Source organism: Effusibacillus lacus, assembly GCF_002335525.1.
GTDB classification, from domain to species: Bacteria; Bacillota; Bacilli; order Tumebacillales; family Effusibacillaceae; genus Effusibacillus; species Effusibacillus lacus.
Genome location: NZ_BDUF01000053.1, coordinates 40,102 through 57,484 on the forward strand (window position 1 = coordinate 40,102; position 17,383 = coordinate 57,484).

At 50.7% G+C, this 17,383-nt stretch carries 28 protein-coding genes and 1 riboswitch; of the genes, 14 read left to right on the forward strand and 14 right to left on the reverse strand.

Annotated features, from left to right (window positions below; genetic code table 11):
- Positions 1–79: 79 nt before the first annotated feature.
- Positions 80–1,147 (forward strand): tRNA 2-selenouridine(34) synthase MnmH, encoded by a 1,068-nt coding sequence (gene mnmH / locus EFBL_RS09760; protein ID WP_096181946.1) that lies wholly within the window; start codon positions 80–82, stop codon positions 1,145–1,147.
- A 55-nt stretch (positions 1,148–1,202) separates the two neighbouring features.
- On the opposite strand, the gene EFBL_RS09765 is transcribed toward mnmH, so the two are convergent.
- The 4 genes from EFBL_RS09765 to EFBL_RS09780 all read right to left on the reverse strand — a co-directional run bounded on the left by EFBL_RS09765 (position 1,203) and on the right by EFBL_RS09780 (position 2,493).
- Entirely contained in the window at positions 1,203–1,502 is a 300-nt protein-coding gene (locus EFBL_RS09765; RefSeq protein WP_096181947.1) for a hypothetical protein, read from the reverse strand.
- Between the two features lie 264 nt (positions 1,503–1,766).
- Positions 1,767–1,979 carry a spore germination protein GerPD gene (locus EFBL_RS09770; RefSeq protein ID WP_096181948.1) on the reverse strand — a complete coding sequence of 71 codons (213 nt, stop codon included), beginning with the start codon at positions 1,977–1,979 and terminating at the stop codon, positions 1,767–1,769.
- Complete coding sequence (locus EFBL_RS09775) at positions 1,963–2,268, reverse strand: hypothetical protein (RefSeq protein ID WP_096181949.1); 306 nt, start codon at positions 2,266–2,268, stop codon at positions 1,963–1,965. Before EFBL_RS09775 ends, EFBL_RS09770 begins: the two co-directional genes overlap by 17 nt.
- Positions 2,269–2,271: 3 nt before the next feature.
- Entirely contained in the window at positions 2,272–2,493 is a 222-nt protein-coding gene (locus tag EFBL_RS09780; protein WP_096181993.1) for a spore germination protein, read from the reverse strand.
- A gap of 118 nt (positions 2,494–2,611) precedes the next feature.
- Between EFBL_RS09780 and EFBL_RS09785 the strand changes: the two genes are divergently transcribed.
- Together EFBL_RS09785 and EFBL_RS09790 are read left to right on the forward strand one after the other, a co-directional pair.
- Positions 2,612–2,830, forward strand: coding sequence for a spore germination protein (locus tag EFBL_RS09785; RefSeq protein ID WP_096181950.1), 219 nt, complete (start codon positions 2,612–2,614; stop codon positions 2,828–2,830).
- A gap of 20 nt (positions 2,831–2,850) precedes the next feature.
- The gene (locus EFBL_RS09790; protein WP_096181951.1) at positions 2,851–3,099 is read left to right on the forward strand and encodes a spore germination protein GerPB; all 249 of its coding nucleotides are present in this window, start codon (positions 2,851–2,853) and stop codon (positions 3,097–3,099) included.
- A 342-nt stretch (positions 3,100–3,441) separates the two neighbouring features.
- On the opposite strand, the gene EFBL_RS09800 is transcribed toward EFBL_RS09790, so the two are convergent.
- Positions 3,442–3,858 (reverse strand): hypothetical protein, encoded by a 417-nt coding sequence (locus EFBL_RS09800; RefSeq protein WP_096181953.1) that lies wholly within the window; start codon positions 3,856–3,858, stop codon positions 3,442–3,444.
- 126 nt (positions 3,859–3,984) lie between these two features.
- Between EFBL_RS09800 and EFBL_RS09805 the strand changes: the two genes are divergently transcribed.
- Genes EFBL_RS09805 through EFBL_RS20545 form a run of 3 tightly spaced genes read left to right on the forward strand, consistent with a single transcriptional unit; the run spans position 3,985 to position 5,132 of the window.
- Positions 3,985–4,572, forward strand: coding sequence for an Hsp20/alpha crystallin family protein (locus EFBL_RS09805; RefSeq protein WP_096181954.1), 588 nt, complete (start codon positions 3,985–3,987; stop codon positions 4,570–4,572).
- Positions 4,573–4,578: 6 nt separating this feature from the next.
- Positions 4,579–4,971 carry a hypothetical protein gene (locus tag EFBL_RS09810; RefSeq protein WP_096181955.1) on the forward strand — a complete coding sequence of 131 codons (393 nt, stop codon included), beginning with the start codon at positions 4,579–4,581 and terminating at the stop codon, positions 4,969–4,971.
- Entirely contained in the window at positions 4,968–5,132 is a 165-nt protein-coding gene (locus EFBL_RS20545; protein WP_165912647.1) for a hypothetical protein, read from the forward strand. Before EFBL_RS09810 ends, EFBL_RS20545 begins: the two co-directional genes overlap by 4 nt.
- 5 nt (positions 5,133–5,137) lie before the next feature.
- Here the strand turns inward: EFBL_RS20545 and EFBL_RS09815 are convergent, their stop codons facing one another.
- Positions 5,138–5,593, reverse strand: coding sequence for a sporulation membrane protein YtrI (locus EFBL_RS09815; RefSeq protein WP_096181956.1), 456 nt, complete (start codon positions 5,591–5,593; stop codon positions 5,138–5,140).
- Positions 5,593–5,919 (reverse strand): YtrH family sporulation protein, encoded by a 327-nt coding sequence (locus tag EFBL_RS09820; RefSeq protein WP_096181957.1) that lies wholly within the window; start codon positions 5,917–5,919, stop codon positions 5,593–5,595. The genes EFBL_RS09815 and EFBL_RS09820 overlap by 1 nt, the downstream gene beginning before the upstream one ends.
- On the opposite strand from EFBL_RS09820, the gene EFBL_RS09825 reads away from it, so the two are divergent.
- On the forward strand, positions 5,904–6,206 hold the full coding sequence (locus tag EFBL_RS09825) for a hypothetical protein (protein ID WP_216640717.1): 303 nt from the start codon (positions 5,904–5,906) through the stop codon (positions 6,204–6,206). The two genes, EFBL_RS09820 and EFBL_RS09825, sit on opposite strands and share 16 nt — an antisense overlap.
- A 249-nt stretch (positions 6,207–6,455) precedes the next feature.
- Here EFBL_RS09825 and EFBL_RS09830 read toward each other — a convergent pair whose 3' ends face one another.
- Complete coding sequence (locus EFBL_RS09830; RefSeq protein ID WP_096181959.1) at positions 6,456–7,007, reverse strand: nitroreductase family protein; 552 nt, start codon at positions 7,005–7,007, stop codon at positions 6,456–6,458.
- A gap of 33 nt (positions 7,008–7,040) precedes the next feature.
- Complete coding sequence (locus EFBL_RS09835; protein ID WP_165912646.1) at positions 7,041–7,247, reverse strand: DUF1450 domain-containing protein; 207 nt, start codon at positions 7,245–7,247, stop codon at positions 7,041–7,043.
- Positions 7,248–7,507: 260 nt separating this feature from the next.
- Between EFBL_RS09835 and EFBL_RS09840 the strand changes: the two genes are divergently transcribed.
- From EFBL_RS09840 to EFBL_RS09865, 6 genes are all read left to right on the forward strand, one after another.
- Positions 7,508–8,263, forward strand: a complete 756-nt coding sequence (locus EFBL_RS09840) for a hydrogenase small subunit (protein ID WP_096181961.1) — start codon at positions 7,508–7,510, stop codon at positions 8,261–8,263.
- The gene (locus EFBL_RS21865) at positions 8,149–8,445 is read left to right on the forward strand and encodes a hypothetical protein (protein WP_131927740.1); all 297 of its coding nucleotides are present in this window, start codon (positions 8,149–8,151) and stop codon (positions 8,443–8,445) included. The genes EFBL_RS09840 and EFBL_RS21865 overlap by 115 nt, the downstream gene beginning before the upstream one ends.
- Before the next feature lie 271 nt (positions 8,446–8,716).
- Entirely contained in the window at positions 8,717–8,989 is a 273-nt protein-coding gene (locus tag EFBL_RS09850) for a type II toxin-antitoxin system Phd/YefM family antitoxin (RefSeq protein ID WP_096181963.1), read from the forward strand.
- Complete coding sequence (locus EFBL_RS09855; RefSeq protein WP_096181964.1) at positions 8,973–9,299, forward strand: type II toxin-antitoxin system RelE/ParE family toxin; 327 nt, start codon at positions 8,973–8,975, stop codon at positions 9,297–9,299. Before EFBL_RS09850 ends, EFBL_RS09855 begins: the two co-directional genes overlap by 17 nt.
- A 240-nt stretch (positions 9,300–9,539) precedes the next feature.
- The gene (locus tag EFBL_RS09860) at positions 9,540–10,319 is read left to right on the forward strand and encodes an enoyl-CoA hydratase/isomerase family protein (RefSeq protein ID WP_096181965.1); all 780 of its coding nucleotides are present in this window, start codon (positions 9,540–9,542) and stop codon (positions 10,317–10,319) included.
- 125 nt (positions 10,320–10,444) lie between these two features.
- The gene (locus tag EFBL_RS09865) at positions 10,445–10,987 is read left to right on the forward strand and encodes a GNAT family N-acetyltransferase (RefSeq protein ID WP_096181966.1); all 543 of its coding nucleotides are present in this window, start codon (positions 10,445–10,447) and stop codon (positions 10,985–10,987) included.
- 321 nt (positions 10,988–11,308) lie between these two features.
- On the opposite strand, the gene EFBL_RS09870 is transcribed toward EFBL_RS09865, so the two are convergent.
- From EFBL_RS09870 to EFBL_RS09890, 5 genes are all read right to left on the reverse strand, one after another.
- Entirely contained in the window at positions 11,309–12,673 is a 1,365-nt protein-coding gene (locus tag EFBL_RS09870; RefSeq protein WP_096181967.1) for a PFL family protein, read from the reverse strand.
- An 11-nt stretch (positions 12,674–12,684) separates the two neighbouring features.
- Complete coding sequence (locus EFBL_RS09875; RefSeq protein ID WP_096181968.1) at positions 12,685–12,960, reverse strand: ACT domain-containing protein; 276 nt, start codon at positions 12,958–12,960, stop codon at positions 12,685–12,687.
- A gap of 97 nt (positions 12,961–13,057) precedes the next feature.
- Positions 13,058–13,146, reverse strand: a riboswitch (glycine riboswitch).
- 83 nt (positions 13,147–13,229) lie between these two features.
- Positions 13,230–13,625, reverse strand: coding sequence for a hypothetical protein (locus EFBL_RS09880; protein ID WP_096181969.1), 396 nt, complete (start codon positions 13,623–13,625; stop codon positions 13,230–13,232).
- Positions 13,626–13,700: 75 nt separating this feature from the next.
- Positions 13,701–14,585 carry a DMT family transporter gene (locus EFBL_RS09885; RefSeq protein WP_096181970.1) on the reverse strand — a complete coding sequence of 295 codons (885 nt, stop codon included), beginning with the start codon at positions 14,583–14,585 and terminating at the stop codon, positions 13,701–13,703.
- A 17-nt stretch (positions 14,586–14,602) separates the two neighbouring features.
- Positions 14,603–15,910 carry a sigma-54 interaction domain-containing protein gene (locus tag EFBL_RS09890; RefSeq protein WP_165912645.1) on the reverse strand — a complete coding sequence of 436 codons (1,308 nt, stop codon included), beginning with the start codon at positions 15,908–15,910 and terminating at the stop codon, positions 14,603–14,605.
- A gap of 238 nt (positions 15,911–16,148) precedes the next feature.
- On the opposite strand from EFBL_RS09890, the gene EFBL_RS09895 reads away from it, so the two are divergent.
- Positions 16,149–17,303 carry a branched-chain amino acid ABC transporter substrate-binding protein gene (locus EFBL_RS09895; protein WP_096181972.1) on the forward strand — a complete coding sequence of 385 codons (1,155 nt, stop codon included), beginning with the start codon at positions 16,149–16,151 and terminating at the stop codon, positions 17,301–17,303.
- Positions 17,304–17,383: the final 80 nt, after the last annotated feature.

Genomic DNA, 17,383 nt, shown 5'->3' on the forward strand with positions numbered 1-17,383 from the left:
TACGGGCCTTCGCCAGGGTAGAGGCCGGTTTTTTCGTGTATAATGTGGATATTGAAGAGTTGTTTAAAGGATGAGTGTCATGTATCGCGACGTGCGTTTTGATGAAATAAAAGACAGAAGAGATTCCGTGCTGATTGACGTCCGTTCGGAAGGGGAATATGCGGAGTCCCACATTCCGGGCGCCGTCAACATTCCGATCTTTAACAACGAGGAACGGGCCCGGGTGGGAACGGTTTACAAACAGGTCGGACCGGAGAGAGCCAAAGAACTGGGGCTGCGAATTGCCTCGGCCAAGCTTCCCGAATTGGTCAAAGCGGTGGAGCAAGCGGCTGGCGGCAAGCAACCGGTTGTGTATTGCTGGCGGGGCGGAATGCGCAGCAAAAGCGTGGCCACCGTCCTCGATCTGATGGGGTTGCCGGTTTGCCGCCTTGAGGGCGGATACCGCGGTTACCGGGAAAGTGTCAAGGAAAAATTGGCCCGGTACCGGCTTGATTCCAAATGCGTGGTCATCCAAGGGATGACCGGCGTGGGGAAGACACAACTGCTGCATCTTCTCACGGAAGACGGGGAACCGGTACTGGATTTGGAACGGATGGCCGGGCATAAAGGGTCGGCCTTTGGGTCCATCGGGGAGAAACCCAGCAACCAGAGGACTTTTGACTCCCTTTTGCTGCAAAGGCTGGAAGAATTGGAGGGGAGCCCGTACATCATCATTGAGGCGGAAAGCAAACGGATTGGACGGGTGAACATGCCTGACTTTCTCATAACCGCGAAAGAACAGGGATTGCATATCCTGCTGGAGGCCCCCTTGCACATTCGGGTGAAAAGGACGCTTGACCAATACATTGTGGAAGACCCGGAGTTCAATGAAAAAGTGAAGGGCGCGCTTAGTGCCATCGAAAAGAAATTGTCGCCGGATGACCGGGAAGCAGTTATGCATGCGGCGGAACAGAAACGTTATGAAGATCTGACAGAACTTCTGCTGGTCAAGTATTATGACCCGCGCTACAGGTACACGATGGACCAATATGTAGGAGAGTTCACCCGGGTAGACGCTACGGACTTGGCAGCATGCAAGGAATCGGTTAAGCGGGTGATCCGCGAGAAATTGAAACTGGCAAAGGAAACGGCGCTATACCCCATTTAACAAGGGCTCTGGAACGAGCAACAGTTCCAGGCCCTTTTTCAGTGCGAGGTAAGGGCTACCACCAGAGGAACGGTGTCAAGGCCAATATGGTAAGGAACGGAAGAAAGAACCAGGGAGCCCAGCCCCAACCCCAATAAACACTTTCCGGTTCCAGGGAGGATGGCTTGTCAGCGGTGGTTACTTTTGCATCTTTTTCCTTTCCGTTTGCCAGCGCTCCCCTGACAGGCAACGGTTGTAACCAGATCCCATCACGGGTTACTTTCCGTACAATTCCGTAATGCTTTACCCCGCCTTGGCAATGGGCGCATACCGGTTGGCCCATAAACTGCACTGCTTGCTGATAGGTAACTGCCACAATTGTGCCTCCTTTCCGCATTTTTCCCTATTATCCTACGGGAAGGAATACACAAAAGCGCTCCGCATTTGTTGATTTTTCGGGATTCTGGCAAGGATGGACGATTGGCTTATAGATACCTAATGTTTGTACTCTTCATCCTGCTGGTTCCCTATGATGGCGGAGCAGCTGGGTTGCTGCAGGCTGCTAAAAAATAAGGATGACAGTAGAAAGAGCCGGTGGTTTGAAACCGGCTCTACTTATTATGCCCTGTGTGAGTGGCTGTTACACTGCTGGCGTTACGGAACCGGAACCAGGCGGCGTCGTAATAGGAGCCAGCAAGGGACCCAGAACCCCCCTTGAACTGGAAATGTTGGTCGGCGTTATGGTCTCCGCATCTCCAAGAATCACAACAGCAGAGTTGGAAACGGCGTTAATCTTGATGTATCCGACTTGGATGTCCCCGTTTTGAACTTGCATGTTAATCTGAGGCGGCATCTTCAATCTCCCCTATCAATTGCCGGTAGAATGCGTCATCTTCGTTCATGTTAAAGTCCGCAAACTGATCGTCAAGCTGATTGTTGTAATTGAGTCTTGTGTTGGAATGCAGATGACGGGCAAGCGTTACAAAGCTGGCGGCACCCCTGGATCCTCCTACGGAAAATTCTCGAAAGAACGGATTGATATGTTGTGCGTCTCCCACTTGCAGAATACCGGTATTCTGGACAGCCGTAACTTTCATTGCTTGAACCCGGGTGTTTTTCGGACGGTCTCTGAAGCGGCCCATGCTTTAAAGTACCGTGTCCGTGCTTGCATCCAGCAAATCCGGGTCAATTGTATTGGTACTGCTTAGAAGGTTAAAACTGCGTGCAAAGTCGCCTGTCAGAGCCAGACCGGAACCGCCGTATGTGAGGGTTGAATCCTTGGGGGCGACGGAAAGCAAATCTCCCACGTGAAACTGACCCGCGACTGCAAGATTCTTGATCTCAATGCCTCCGATTACTGCCGGCATTTTGGGCACCTGCCTTTCTTTTTTCCTTTTATCATATGGAGGCGGCGAAAAATGGGTACCAATCCGGGTGTGCCAACGTACAGTAATAACGAAACCATGTGCCCAAGGAGGGATCATCATGCCGGCAATCCTGGGCGCCCTGAAAGTTATCAGCGTGGGCAGCAGCGGTGTTGTGCATATCGGCGATGCAATCGTGATCGCCCCGAAGTCGGCAGCCAAAACCTATGCCGGTTCGGGATCGTTTAATACGGGCGATTTCCCTTCCACGTACAATGTGGTCAGTTCGACCAATGTGAACGACCAGGACATTGCAGACACAAACGTGGCGGGTCTGTAAACCATTGGAGCGGACTTTTTATGAGAATCACGCAACATATCCATATCGGCAGTCTGTCCATCAACACCATTGGCGGTGCTTCCATTGTTCAGATCGGAAGCAGTGGAATGATCCAGTCTTACGCGGAATCCTACCAAGTCACAGAAGTTCCAAAGGCACCCGAGGTTAAAGAAGCACCGGTTGCGCCGGTTCCACCGTCCGCAGTTTCTCCCCTGCCCGGACTGACTCCCATGGTCCCTAGTCCCTGTTCCCGGATTGGGGCCGGGTGAAATGCAGGAAGTGGGAGTGGAGGTTCCGGAAGCATCCATTATGGAAGAACCCTCTCGGGGAACATGAGGAGAGGGTTCTTTCTGTATTCAGAACTCATTCAAGCCCCACACATCATCCAAACAGAAAGCATATTGCCGCGCTGCCTCAAAATACCTTTCCTGAGCTGCAAGGCATTCAGGCGAGTTGCAGCCATAACAACCGCAAATTCGGGCGCGTTCCAGTGCAAGGCGATTGGTTTGGACCCACTTTGCATGACAGGGATCCAAAATTCCCAGGGGGGGAGCTGGTAGCAATGTATAAAAAGGATGGTTGAAGATTGACATGGAAGGCTCCTTTTTCTTTTACCGGGTCGGGACAGGTATATATCCATCGATCAGACAGGGAGCCAAGACAAGCATCTCCTGTTCGATCTCCTCCAACACGCCGGCAAGTGGACTGTAATAGACCTCCAAACCTGGAAAACGCCTGATCAGTTCGGGAATGAATTCCTTAAGTTCCCTGACTTCGTGCAAAGTGCGAGCAAAGATTGTGCGCAAATCAACATCTAACTGAAAATACAGCAGAGGACCCGACCGAAGAAAGGCGAATTCGATCTTTTGGGCGGCAGCCGCAAAATCTGAAAACACCCGCTTTCTTCCCTGAAGATAACGGAAAGTACCCGGGTCTCTTTCCTTAATAAACGACGGAACAGGAGGCAAAGTTCCGATGATTCGCAAGTTCCATGCGTTTACTTGTCTTGCAAGGAAAAGAATAGTCATCACCTTCCTTCTTGTTATTTGTATATGCATACACCCATTGCGTGTTGAGGTCGCCTCCACATAGGGGTTTTTCTTTTCACCAATGGGCTTTGGCAGGCATAACGTAGTAACAGGAGGTGGGGCGGGATGAACAACAATCCGATGGATGCCCTTCGCCAGTTAGGACAGATGGGGGAGCAACTGCAGAAAATATTCGGGGACGATTTCATCCGGAACCTGATGGGATCGAATGCAGACCTGCAAAACTTGCAAAATCTTCAAAACCTGCGAAACCTGTCTGGAATGACCGGGTTAACCGGGATACCGGGGATGGATTCGAATGCACTGCCAGGAAATCCCCTCCAAAGTATGTTCAACTGGTCAGACGGTGGAGCCTATCCACGGACGGATTTGTATCAAACGCGGAATGAGCTGATTGCCGTATTGGAAATACCGGGACTTGAGAAAAGCGGTGATGTGAAACTGTTTGTCGAGCCGAACCGGCTGGTGGTCAGAGGCAACCAATCCCGCAGATATTCGGGTGTTTCAAAGGAAAAATTCCTCCTGTCCGAAAGAAGAGATTCGTTTGAGCGGGAGATTGCTTTGCCGGTACGCGTAATTGCCAGAAAGGCGAGAGCCTCTTACCGTCACGGTTTGCTGGAAGTCCATATGATCAAAGATACGACTCAAAAAAGCGAGCCAAGCGGCAACCCCGTCCCGATTGAATTTGAATAGCCGGGGGTGACGGCTATCTATCAGGCATGGTATCAAGAAATCTCTTTACTGAAGCTTCGTCTGGAGGCCATCGAACAGGAAATCCAGAAACTTCGCGAGGAATCAAGAGTCGGTACAATTGAATACCATATTGAAAATTTGACAGTGGAAAGCATTCAAAATGGAATCTTGGATCTGGGGGTTCATATGGGGAACGAAATGGACAAAAGGATACAGGGAAGCGGTGGACAAGGTTCGGCCGGCAGGAAAACGGCTAGGGAACGCATGCTGGAGTTGGAACAAAATCTGCAGGAGGTGAAAGACCAGATTCAAGAATATGGGCAACGCCTGCAGACGCTGGAAGAGCAACACCGGTTGTTGGATGAACGCCTGTGCTATCTGGAGGCGATGCATCCGTGAATGTGACATACAACATCGGGTCTTTGCAAATTGGGTCCTTGCGGGGAAGCTCATTGAAAATCGGCATCACCCTGCACGAATCGGAAACTGACGATAAGATCCAGACAGAGCCGGTGCCGGTGGAAGAACCGCCGGACCATGATAGACAATGGGATGACTAAGGTAATCAGGTTCCCGTTGTCTGTTTGCCTGCAAACACCCAGATGCGTAAAGTTTCCCCGATGAAAACGGCTTCCACCTTCAATTGATAAACCTGATTTTCATAGGTATAGGTTCGTCCTTCAATCAATTGTGTTACCAGCTGGGGATCCGACTCGAGATACCCCAGTTCTTTGTTGATGAGGGGATGCATGCGAGATTTTAAATGCCTCGCAATTGCAAGCTTGGTAAACTCGTCCGGAGCTTTCACATCCACTTCAATCCTGCGCACTTTGCGGATACTTTGCTTTTGCTTGTCCAGAAAATCTTTTTTTAAAGATGTGATTTCCTCCTGCAGCTGTGCATTTTCTGTCCGCAGCTTGCGAATCTGCAAATAGAGAAGGTCCAGATCGTGACCTTTCACTGCCAGAAGAGCGGCTGCCCCAACGAGCACCCCGACCATAAACGCCCCCAGTCTCTGCATTACGATTCCCTTCCCAACACGATCCATTTCACAAGGTAAAATCCTGTCTGGCATCCCAGGAAACAGGCTACCAGGTAGGCGAACTGCTTGAGCACCGGATTGAATTTAAATTCCCAGACCCCGTCACCAATGATCTTTAACGTGTCCATTGAGCCTCCGAGTGCGGCCAATAGTGCCCATATTTTCAACTGGTCGGCCAATTTCAGCATGGTGTCCATCGGCGGGTGGTGGGTGATCAGGGCGCCAACGGCTCCGATCATCGAACCGCCAAGTACCATTCCCAGGGCGACACAAAAGTCGATTATGACCGTTGACAGGAAACCCATGCAAGCATCCCTCCTCCCCAAAACATATGACAAGCCTGACCGCAAAATTCCCTAGACATTGTGAAACGGCGATCCTGCCGAACATCCCGGATGAGAAACTGGAAGATCTGCTGCAGGAACCGGTACTTAAGCGATTGACCCCGTTCCCGAAACCTATGGTTGCCCATCTTGTGAACTTCTATAAGGAGAACCGGACGGAGGGAGAATCGTTCCACGCATTCGTGAAGCGTGTGGGCGTCCCTGCTTTTCAGGCAAAGTTGGATGAGTTTTTGGCTGTATCTGCATAACCTGTCTAACCGAAACAACAAGGCCCGGTCCGTGACCGGGCCTATATTTTTAGCGGCACCGGGTGCCGTTATTTGTTCATCTCCGGCCGTTCCGGCCCGCTTAGCGGCACTGGGTGCCGTTAACTCTTCACTTGAGGTTATTTAGCGGCACGTGGTGCCGTTAATTTTTCACTGAGGTTATTTAACAGTACTGGGTGCCGTTATTTCATCTTGCAAGGTGACTTAGCCGGAAATACGGTTTGTGAACCGTTAATCTCGGCTTTCCTTGCTGCTTGGAGCCGGATATGTTTCTGTGTGTACAACCCTCTCCACCGGATACATCTCTTTCGGGCTTGGCTCGGCCGCAGGCCATCCAAGACCAAGAATCGCAACCACCCGCAGGTGCTCCGGAATCCCCAGTTGTTCACGGGCGTATCGTTCTCTTTTTGCCGATTCTTCCGGATCTTCCGAGTGATAGACCGCGCCCCATGCGGCACCAAGTCCGAGGGACACCGCCGTTAACCAGAGGAATCCGCCGGCGATCGAGGCATCCTGCAGCCAATACTTGCTGAGTTGTTGGTCACTGACAATCACCACTGCGGCCGCGCTTTGTTCCAGCCACTTCATATAGGGTGTAGTGGCTGCTAAACTTTGCAATTTGTCACGGTCGGTAACCAGGATGAACTCGCGGGACGGCAGATTGTTGCCGCTCGGAGCCAGATAGGCGGAGCGTATCAATTTGTCAAGCAGTTCCGGGGGAATCGAATCCGGCTTAAAACTTGTAATCTCCCTTCTTTTCTCGATCGCTGACAATACATCCATGTCACCACTTCCTTTGTCATTTTATTTATTCTATCATTGGAACTGCTTGATCTTCTCCAACAGTTGTTGCGGGGAATAGGCTTCAACCAGAGTTCCGTCAATCAGCACGAACAGGGTAAGATAACATGCGTTGCAGCGTTCCAAACACGAGTAGACCACAATTTCCGCATCTGGAAATGCAGTACGTATTTCACCGATAAGTTCCCGAGTTTCATTTGTCTCACAGATCTCAACAATCAAAGCTGTCTCCCCCTTAACTGCCCACAGTTAAATTATATCATGTCAAGATTTACTTGCGCCGAATGCGGTATTCGCCAGGGAAGGGTTTCGTTTTAGGCAATGTCAGCCAACTGCATTTGGCCACTCTCCTACAAGAAACGACACTCGATGTTCGATGAACTGTCAAAGTAAGTAAGGGTACAAAAAATTACCAATTATAAATTTAAAATATAATATAATTTTAAAGGAAGGTGAATAACGAATAGTGGAGGATCCCAACAATGAAACCGACCTTTGAGGCTTATGCTTTGGACCGCAGCGGACATGAATTGGAACTCAACATTGAGGCATGGTCCCGACTGTACGGGTTTGATAAGGAACGGTTGCGAGAGGCCGTAAAGAAGAAACGGACTCCGGTCATCTGGATCAATGCCCTGGATTGCACCGGATGCAGCGAATCTTTCCTTAAATCCACACGACCAAGTGCAGCCGACATTCTTATGGATTGGATTTCGTTGGAATATAGCGAGTTTCTTTCCGCCTCGTCGGGGGGACAATTGGAACATGCCAAAGAATTGGCGATTGAAAAGTATAAAAGGGAGTACGTACTGGTTGTGGAAGGGGCAATCCCGTTGCGGGACGAATGCTTGACGGTTGCCGGACGATCTGTAAGAGAGGATATTATGGAAGTGGCCAAGGGAGCCAAAGCGGTTTTCGCATACGGGAGCTGTTCCGCATGGGGAGGAATCCCTGTTGCCAATCCGAACCCGACAGGCGCGGTCTCCCTCCCGGAATTGATCCCGGATGCGCCGGTTGTGCTTGTGCCCGGTTGCCCCCCATCGCGGAAGTCATGGTGGGAACCCTGTTGCATTTGCTCGTATACGATGCCCTGCCTGAGCTTGACAAGAAGAGCCGGCCCAAGATGTTCTATGAATGCACAGTCCATCAGTTGTGTCAGCGAAAACCTTTCTTTGATCAGAAATTATTTGTGGAATCGTATGATGATGAGGCGGCGAAAAAGGGGTACTGTCTCTTGAAACTTGGCTGCAAGGGTCCATCGACTTTCAATGCCTGTGAAAGCTTGGGGTGGAACGGGGTCGGGTGCTCCCCAGTTGGTGCCGGTATGCCATGCATGGGATGTTCGGAGAAAAATTTCTGGGACAAGGGGCCCCTGTGTTATGGGAGAGGTACGAGAGTCCAAACACCGGAGCAGAAATAACGGCGAAGTTTTCTTGCACGGATCTGTTCCGCGCAGAGCCAAACATGAATCGAGCCCTGGCTTTTCAGAGCCGGGGCCATAAGAAGGATCGACAAGCATAGGGAATGTTAATAGTAGATCCTATGAAAGAAGAGGAGAAGCAAGTTTCGCTGAAAGAATTTCAAGTGCAGGTTAAAGAATTTAGTCCAAGTGTTGGTTTGCGGATAGCATAAATGGCATAAAAATGATAGAATTCAGTTAGAATAATGATATGCGAAAGGGGTTGCAAGGAGTGAATATTAAGCCGTCGACAACAATCCGAAATGATTATAATGGTTTTTCAAAATACTGCCACGAGCTTGATGAGCCGGTCGTGCTGACACGTAATGGGGAAGCCGACCTGGTTGTCATGAGCCATGAAGCATATCGACGCATGGAGGCCCGTATCAAATTGCAATCCAAGCTATTGGTTGCAGAAAAGCAGGTTGCCGAAGGTGCACAATTGATTGAACATGACCAAGTTATAGCAACGATGCGGAGAAAGATCAATGCCGCAAAGGAATAAGATTAAATATACTCCTGCAGCAGTTGACGATATGGATGAGATTTTCTCGTTTATATCGCAGGATAATGTTTACGCTGCAGAAATTATGCTGGAGAAGCTAAATGATCAAATCGGTAAGTTTGCAGAGTTTCCTAATTTGGGATCGGTTTTGTCAGATGAGGAATACACTCTTGTTGAGCGTGGGTATCGCTTTATTGTTGTGCACCCCTATCTGGTTTTCTACAGGCTGTTGGATAAGAACGTAATAATCCATCGTATACTTCATGCACGTCGGGATTATCTTCGGGAGTTATTTACCACACAGGATTAAACGGAAAAAATTACAATGCGCTGTTGAGGGGTTAAGGAGAACCGTATCATAAGTAATGGCAAGTTTTTTTGGTGCGCTGTTCATCCTAAAGCAAATATGCCCCGATTTTCTGTCCTATTTTGACGGGGAGCCAATTACTGGAAAGAAAATCGGCATAAAATACTGACATTTTTTAAAATTGTTATAAAATAGATTGGTATAGGGGGGGCATATCACAGGTTTCAAGGGAGGGGATCAAAGATGAATCAACAAGATTTGCTTGTCAAACAAGAAGGGAAAGTTCTGCATGTGACTCTTAATCGCCCGGATGCTTTAAACGCTTTCAGCCGGGATATGATTGAAGGGCTGACGGAAGCCATGGAGACAGCGAAGAATGACTCTGAAATCCGTGCGGTGCTGCTGTCGGGAGCAGGACGATCCTTCAGTGCGGGCGGCGACGTCAAGCAGATGGGGGAAGGCACTCCTGTCATGACTTACGAGCACATCGGCCGATTAAACCAATTGATTCTGGCGATGAGTGAACTGGACGTGCCGATTGTGGCGGCGGTTCATGGATATGCGGCCGGTGCGGGGGTTTGTCTTGCATTGGCTTGTGACATGGTTCTGGCTGCGGAAGACAGCAAGTTTATCATGAGCTTTGCCAAGGTCGGACTGATTTCGGACGGTGGAGGACTGTTTTTCCTGCCAAGAACAATTGGGCTGTACCGGGCGAAAGAAGCGTTGTTCCTGGCGGAGCCGATCGATGCGGTTACCGCTCACCAGTGGGGCATGGTCAACCGGCTGTATCCGGCAGATCAGCTGTTTGAGGAAGCAGGCAGATATGCTGCGAAGCTGGCGGAAGGCCCCAGCCGCGCCATTGGCCAGATCAAGAGGATTGCCAATCAATCCCTCGTGTCTGACCTGTCGGATATCCTTGAAATGGAGCGGATCACGCAGGCGATGATAAGGACCACCGATGATCACAAAGAAGGGGTTTGCGCTTTCGTTGAAAAGCGACAGCCAAATTTCCAGGGAAAATAGGGAAGTGCGGATTTCCGCCTGTCTTGGCTCAAGGCTTGCCAAACGGGCGGTTTTTTTTATTGCCTGTGGCACACCCTAATTCCATTAGGGGATTTAAGATTTTGGGATTGTGGGAGGTTCTTGTCATGGAGTGGTATAAGAGGCTAAATGAATATTTTCCCGAACATGAAATGAAAGACCCCGGACAATTGCAGGAACTGATTGAAGACAAAGACGTGTATCATAAAGAGGAAACGGAAGACTATGTGGTGATGTATGCGGAATTTCCCTCATTTATATTTATCGATTATTTGCTTGTAGACCCCCGGACACGGGGAAAAGGGGTCGGCACCCAGGTCATCAACCGGTTCAAACAGAAAGGAAAGCCGATCATCCTGGAAGTGGAGCCGGTGGATCAAGAAGACAAGGATACGCAGAAAAGGGTAAAGTTCTATGAAAGAAACGGCTTTGTCAGGGCTGATCGAATCCATTACCGGCGTGAAGATGACAGCGGCGAGACTTATGAAACGAACATATACTATTGGAGCCCGGAAGAGCTGCCACAAAAAGACATCCTGGAAAAGATGGCAAAAGCTTGTCGGGAGATCCACAATTTCAGATCAAGTAAGTATTATGGGCGCTTGGTGGCAGACCCGGACAAGGTGTTGAAACTGAAAAAACCTACGTGAAATAAGTGCCTTAAGTTTCGCACCTGATTTACACCCCCAATTTCTGGCAGATTGGAGTTGACGGACAGGAAAGCTGCCACCTGCAAAGGTAAGAAAAAATAGGACTGCATTTCAGTCTTATTTTTGTCGATTCAAAGGTACTCCCAGAAATAGGACTGTTTTTCAGTCCTATATGCTAGTTCTTGCTTGTACACCTCGAAACTCGCCCGAATAAGGCTGAAAATCAGTTCTATTCTTGAAGTGACAATCAAAAAATCAAAAATAAGGCTGACAATCAGCCTTATTTCCTCAGCAGATATGACAGCCTTCAGTTTTCCCTGTTTAGTTGGTCAGCGACTGGATCGGTGCGGGGATCCTTCCGCCCCGTTTGGCAAACCCGGATGAGGAAAAAGGAACCATTTCCATCACTGGAGCCCGTCCCAGCAGACCGCCAAACTCCGCCATCTCTCCGGGCTTAGCGCCCGGCACGGGGATGACGCGAACCGCAGTCGTCTTCTTATTGATCATGCCGATCGCCATCTCATCGGCAATCAGGCCCGCCAGTGTCTCTGCCGTGGTGTCTCCCGGGACGGCGATCATATCCAGACCCACCGAGCAGACGCAAGTCATTGCTTCCAGCTTTGACAGACTCAACGCCCCCGCTTCCACCGCGGCAATCATCCCATTGTCTTCCGATACGGGGATAAAAGCGCCTGATAAACCGCCAGGGTAGGAAGTGGCCATGGCACCCCCTTTTTTCACAGCATCATTTAACAGGGCAAGCGCCGCTGTCGTTCCATGTGTTCCGCACCGTTCCAGTCCCATGGCTTCCAGAATCTGTGCCACACTGTCGCCCATCGCATTGGTAGGCGCCAGGGAGAGATCAATAATTCCGAAAGCCACTCCCAGTTCGGAGGCGGCTTTGCGTCCGACCAGTTCGCCCACGCGTGTAATCTTGAACGCGGTGCGCTTGATCGTTTCGGCAATCGTTCCGAAATCCACATCTTCCCCCAGATTTTTCAGGGCGGACAACACGACCCCAGGGCCGCTGACCCCGACATTGATTACCGCATCCGGTTCGCCAAATCCGTGGAAAGCACCTGCCATGAAGGGATTGTCCTCGACGGGGTTGCAGAATACCACCAGCTTGGCGGCACCAAGTCCACTCCGGTCTGCCGTTTGTTCCGCAGCTTGTTTGATTGTGCGTCCCATGAGGTAAACCGCATCCATATTGATCCCGGCTTTGGTGGAGGCGACGGAAACTGAGGAGCATACCCGGGTTGTCACTGATAATGCGGACGGAATCGCAGCGATCAGCATCCGGGCGGAAGGTGTCATTCCTTTATGAACCAGAGCGGAAAACCCTCCGAGAAAATCAACTCCCAACTCAGACGCGATGGAATCCAATTGCACTGCGATTTCGATATAGCCTTCCTCATCCAGACCGGGTATTGCGTGAGCAATGGGAGTTACGGAAATTCGCTTGTTTACAACAGGAATGCCGATTTCCCGCTCGATATTCTTCACAGTTGGAACCAAACGGTCTGCATAACGCAGAATCTTGTCCCGGATCCGGGCTTTCGTTGCTGACAAAGTGTCCGCTCTGCAGTCATCCAGATGAATCCCCATGGTAACAGTTCGAATATCCAGGTGTTCCGTTTCCACCATCCGGATGGTTTCCAGCACTTCCTGAACCGTGTAGCTCATGACAGTTCCCCCTAAATCCGGTGCATGGAGCGAAACAGTTCTTCGCTTTGCACGGTAATCTTAACGCCAATTTCACTGCCCACTTCATCCAGGCGGTTCTGCAATTCCTGAAGGCTGCAGAGGGACTGCTTCAGGTCAGCCACCAGCATCATGGTGAAAAACTCGCCCACGATGGTCTGCCGGATATCTTCAATATTGACCCGGTTCTCTGCCAAAGTGCCGGTTACCCGGGAGATAATGCCGATCCTGTCGATGCCAACTACCGTAATCAGAGCCCGTTGTTCCATGTTTCTCTCTCCCTGTTGACAAAATATAAAGAGCCATTCTCAGGCGAACGGCTCAAAGAAGACACGAATAAGCAAGAATCCGCCAATTGCGGCGGTCCGTGGCTCCCCTGTCCTTTTGCCTGAGAGTTTCGCGCTGTGCGCTTGCCCCTTCGGCGCCCGTTCCCGGGTCTCTCCAGAGGTTCGTCCGGCGGCGGTATCACCCGCCGCTTTCATCCGGTGATTCATTTTCTATATAGTACCGACGGAACCCAAATGCGTCAATATGTGTTTCAAAAAGTTCGGATCGACGTGGCAAACCCCGACAGTTGGCTCATCATGGCGGGAACGCTGTCCCGGCTGCGGATTACGGCCAACACCTGTCCTCCAAGAATCGAAGCCAGATAAGAATCACGGTATTCTTCGGGAACTCCCATCATGGCAAGCCGTTCAGGCAAACCGGAGGGCGGTTGGATCCCGCTGGCAGTCATAGCCGCCATCTGAGTGGAAGCCATATCATCCGGGGAATTGAACAAGCCATCATCAGCAGCGGCAGCCTGTCCGGAGGGACCTTCGATGTAGGTGGCTGTAAACCGGTTGTAACCTGCATTGCGAAGACTTTGCACCGCCGCCCGAGCCTGTTCATACGAAGTAAAGGTAGCTGCTATAAACTGGTGTGAATTGGCCATTTTTTGAGTAGACCTCCCGCGTCATTGTCCGAGACCTGAACTTTTACAGTGATAGTATGATCGGGGGAGGGAAAATTATCCTTGGTGATATCTGTTAAACAGGAAGATGCCGGCCAGCAGCAGAATGCCGCCGACAGTTTGCTGCAAGGTGACGGTTTCTCCAAGGATGAAATAAGCAAGAATGGCGGCACCGATCGCCTCTCCCAGGATGCTGACCGACACGACGGAGGCGGGAATCCAACGAATCACCCAATTGAAGACCGAATGGCCCAGGAGGGTGGGGAACACGGCCAACGACAAAAACCATGCCCAATCCATCGGCGGCGGCGAAAGCAATGGTTCACCCCTGACCAATACATAGACAAACAGGGTGAAGGTGCTGAAACCGTATACGAGGAACGTGTAGGTTCCGGAATCCGCATGTGTTCGCACATGTTGCCCGATCAACCAGTATACGGACACCAGGAACGCGGAAAAAAGGGCCAGCAGATCCCCGTACAAAGCGTTTGCTCCCAACGAGAAATCTCCCCACCCGATCACCACGGAACCAAAGATCGCAAGGCTTCCGCCAAACCAGGATTTCTGCGACAAGCGCTCCTTAAAGATCCAGATGGAACCTGCAAAAGTAAACAGAGGCTGGAGGGACACAAGGACTACCGAACTTGCAACCGATGTGTACCGCAAGGACTCAAACCAGGTAATGAAATGGAATGCCAGAAAGACTCCTGACACCAGACAAAGCCAGTGATCGAGTTTGGTGAAAGTTTTCAGTGATTTCCTGACAGCCGATCTGGCCGCAATCATAAACGGCACCATCAGCAGGACGGTGAACAGCAACCGGTAGGCTGCGATCAGGCCGGGGGAAGAAGCGCACAACTTGACAAAAATTGCGGATGAGGAAACGGCGGCAATTCCGATCACAAGTGCGGCATAGGGTGGAACAAGCGGTTTCGTATTCATTTGGCTTACCCTCATCTTTACAATCGGTATTGTTTCATCTTGTAGTACAGGGAACCCCGGGAAATTCCCAGCAGGCGGGCAGCACCTGCTTTGTTTCCTCCGGTTTTCCGCAAAGCGTCCTCAATTTTCGACCGTTCCATCTCTTCGGACAAAGCGGCCAAAGGAAGCGAGTCTGCCGCCAGATCCGACAAAGTGGTCGGACGAATGGACGGCGGCAAATCTTCAAGTGTGATCTCCCTGCCTCCTGAGATGTTGGCCAGGTGCTCCATAACTGTTCGGAGTTGCGGAAGATTTCCCGGCCAGTGATAAGTGGTGAGGGCCGCCATTACTTCCGAACTCAGGCGGGGAACCGTTTTTCCCGTCAGTTGCGCCGCCTCGCTCAGAAAATGATGACATAATTCCGGCAGATCTTCCTTTCTTTCATTGAGCGAAGGAACGTGCACAGGTTGGAAAGCATAATACAATTCTTTCAGAAACAGGCCGTTTTGGACCAGTGTCTCAATATCAGGTGAAGCAGACACGATCACGCGGCTTTCCAGAGGGATCGGAGTTGTTCCGCCGACCCGGAGAAAGTTTTTTTCGCTCAGGGTTTGTGCCAGCTTTGCTTGGGTTGGCAGGGAAAGCACATGGATGTTCTTAAGGTAAAGGGTTCCGCCGGTTGCCATTTCCAACTTGCCGGAACGACCTTCCTCACCGCCGAAAGCCTCTTTTTCAAAGCCGAACAATTCGGAATCCAACAAACCTCCGGGAATTGTGTCGCAGGGCACCGTAACGAACGGTCCTGAATTCGCCACGCTCCGGTGAGCCGTCAAGGCAAGTGTGTCCTTCCCGACACCCGGTTCGCCGATTAACAGATGGCGATCCGGGTTGGCTCGCAGGGTCTGTATGATTTGCTGCATGGAGCTGTTGCGGTTGACAAGCAATTGTGCCGAATCGGACGGGTTGGGCAGTTCAGGTTTGCTGTACAGTTCCTCGCTCAATTTGACTGTGTGGGTAATATCCTGCTCAATGGCGAACGCACCGATCAATTCCCCATCTTGATCGTAGATCGGAACGGCATTGATGAACACATGCTTGTCAGGCCGCGGCTTGTGGTAGAGCTGGTGGACCGGACAGCCGGTCTCCATTACCTGAAACAGCATGACCGATCCTTTCTGGAAAAACTCCCCGATCTTTTTCCCCACAATCTGTTCTTTCGGTATTCCGTAAATTCGTTCCGCCACCTGGTTCCAGTAAAGAACAGTGCCGTCGGGATCCACGCCGGTCACTGCATCATTCACAGAGTCGAGCAGAACGTCAAGAAACGCCTTTACTTTGTGCAGCATAGGGGACATCATCCTTCATCTGGCTATAGCTATTCTATATTATATTGCAACTATTTATATAAATTAGCAAATTGCTAGTTGTCGGAATAGAGTTCCTGTTGTAAAATTGTGTCGTAAGTGTTCAAATTTTAGACACATTGCTTATGAATGCGTCAAATTTTAAACACTTGCAGCGATTGCGTCAAATGCAAACAATCGGTAGTTAGAACTCAATCAGACCAAGGGGGTTACAAAGAGAATGAAAGTCTTGAAGAAAATTGGTTTGGGACTGTCGGTCTTTTCTTTGCTGGCCGTAACCGCATGCGGATCTGCCGGCACATCCGGTGGCGGCAGCAGTCAGGGAGGATCAACTGCCTCCGAAATCCTGATCGGCGTTCAGTCGCCGACAACCGGCTCCGAAGCCAAAATGGGCCAGGACATCAACAACGCAATCCAGCTGGCAGCGGACGAAATCAATGACAAAGGCGGTATCAACGGAAAAAAGATCAAACTTGTATTTGCCGATGACGCTTGTGATCCGCAAACGGCAACGGCCGCTGCCAACAAGCTCGTATCGCAAGGTGTTGTGGCGGTCGTTGGCGGCTACTGCTCCGGGGCTACACTGCCGGCTTCCGGTGTGTACCACAATGCAGGAATTCCGATGGTTGTGACCGCCGCCAACTCGGCAAAAATTCCGGCACAAGGGTACAAGGAAATCTTCCTGGTCAACGGTACGACCGTACACCAGGGGGAAGTTGCGGCTGACCACATGGTCGCCAAACTTGGCGGCAAACGGATCGCCATCGTTCACGACAACTCCGCTTTCGCCAAAGATCTGGCGGAGATCACTAAGAAGGCCGTGGAAAAGAAAGGCGGACAAGTTGTTGCATTTGAAGCGGTGAATCCGGAAGAGAAAGACTTCACATCCCTTCTGACCAAGCTGAAGAACGCGAAACCCGATGCAACTTACTGGACGGCATATTATGCGGCTGGCGGACTGTTGATCAAGCAGTTTAAGCAGTTGGGCGTTCCTGGTGTCATCGGCGTGGGCGACGGTGCCAACGACAAGACCCTGATCGACATCGCGGGCAAACAGGCTGCGGAAGGCACATTCGTGACCACCAGCCCGACACCGGAGTTTCTGCCCGAAGCAAAATCCTTCAACGAATCCTATACGAAGAAATTCAGCCAGGCTCCCGGTCCCTACTCCGCCCTTTCCTACGACGGAATGCGCCTGCTGGCTGATGCCATCTCCCGTGCCGGTTCCACCGACAAAGCGGCAATCGTGAAAGCTTTGAAAGAGACAAAAGCATTCAAAACATTCGGAGGCAACGTTTCTTTCAAAGAAGACGGAACTTTGGAGAAGTCCAATTTCATCGTGATTCAGGTCAAGGACGGCAAGTTCTCGAAATAAAGCACTTCAGCCCAAGATGTGAATCCCGGGTCTCACCCGGGATTCACTGGCTGATGGGATCAATTGGAAAGGAGTGGCAC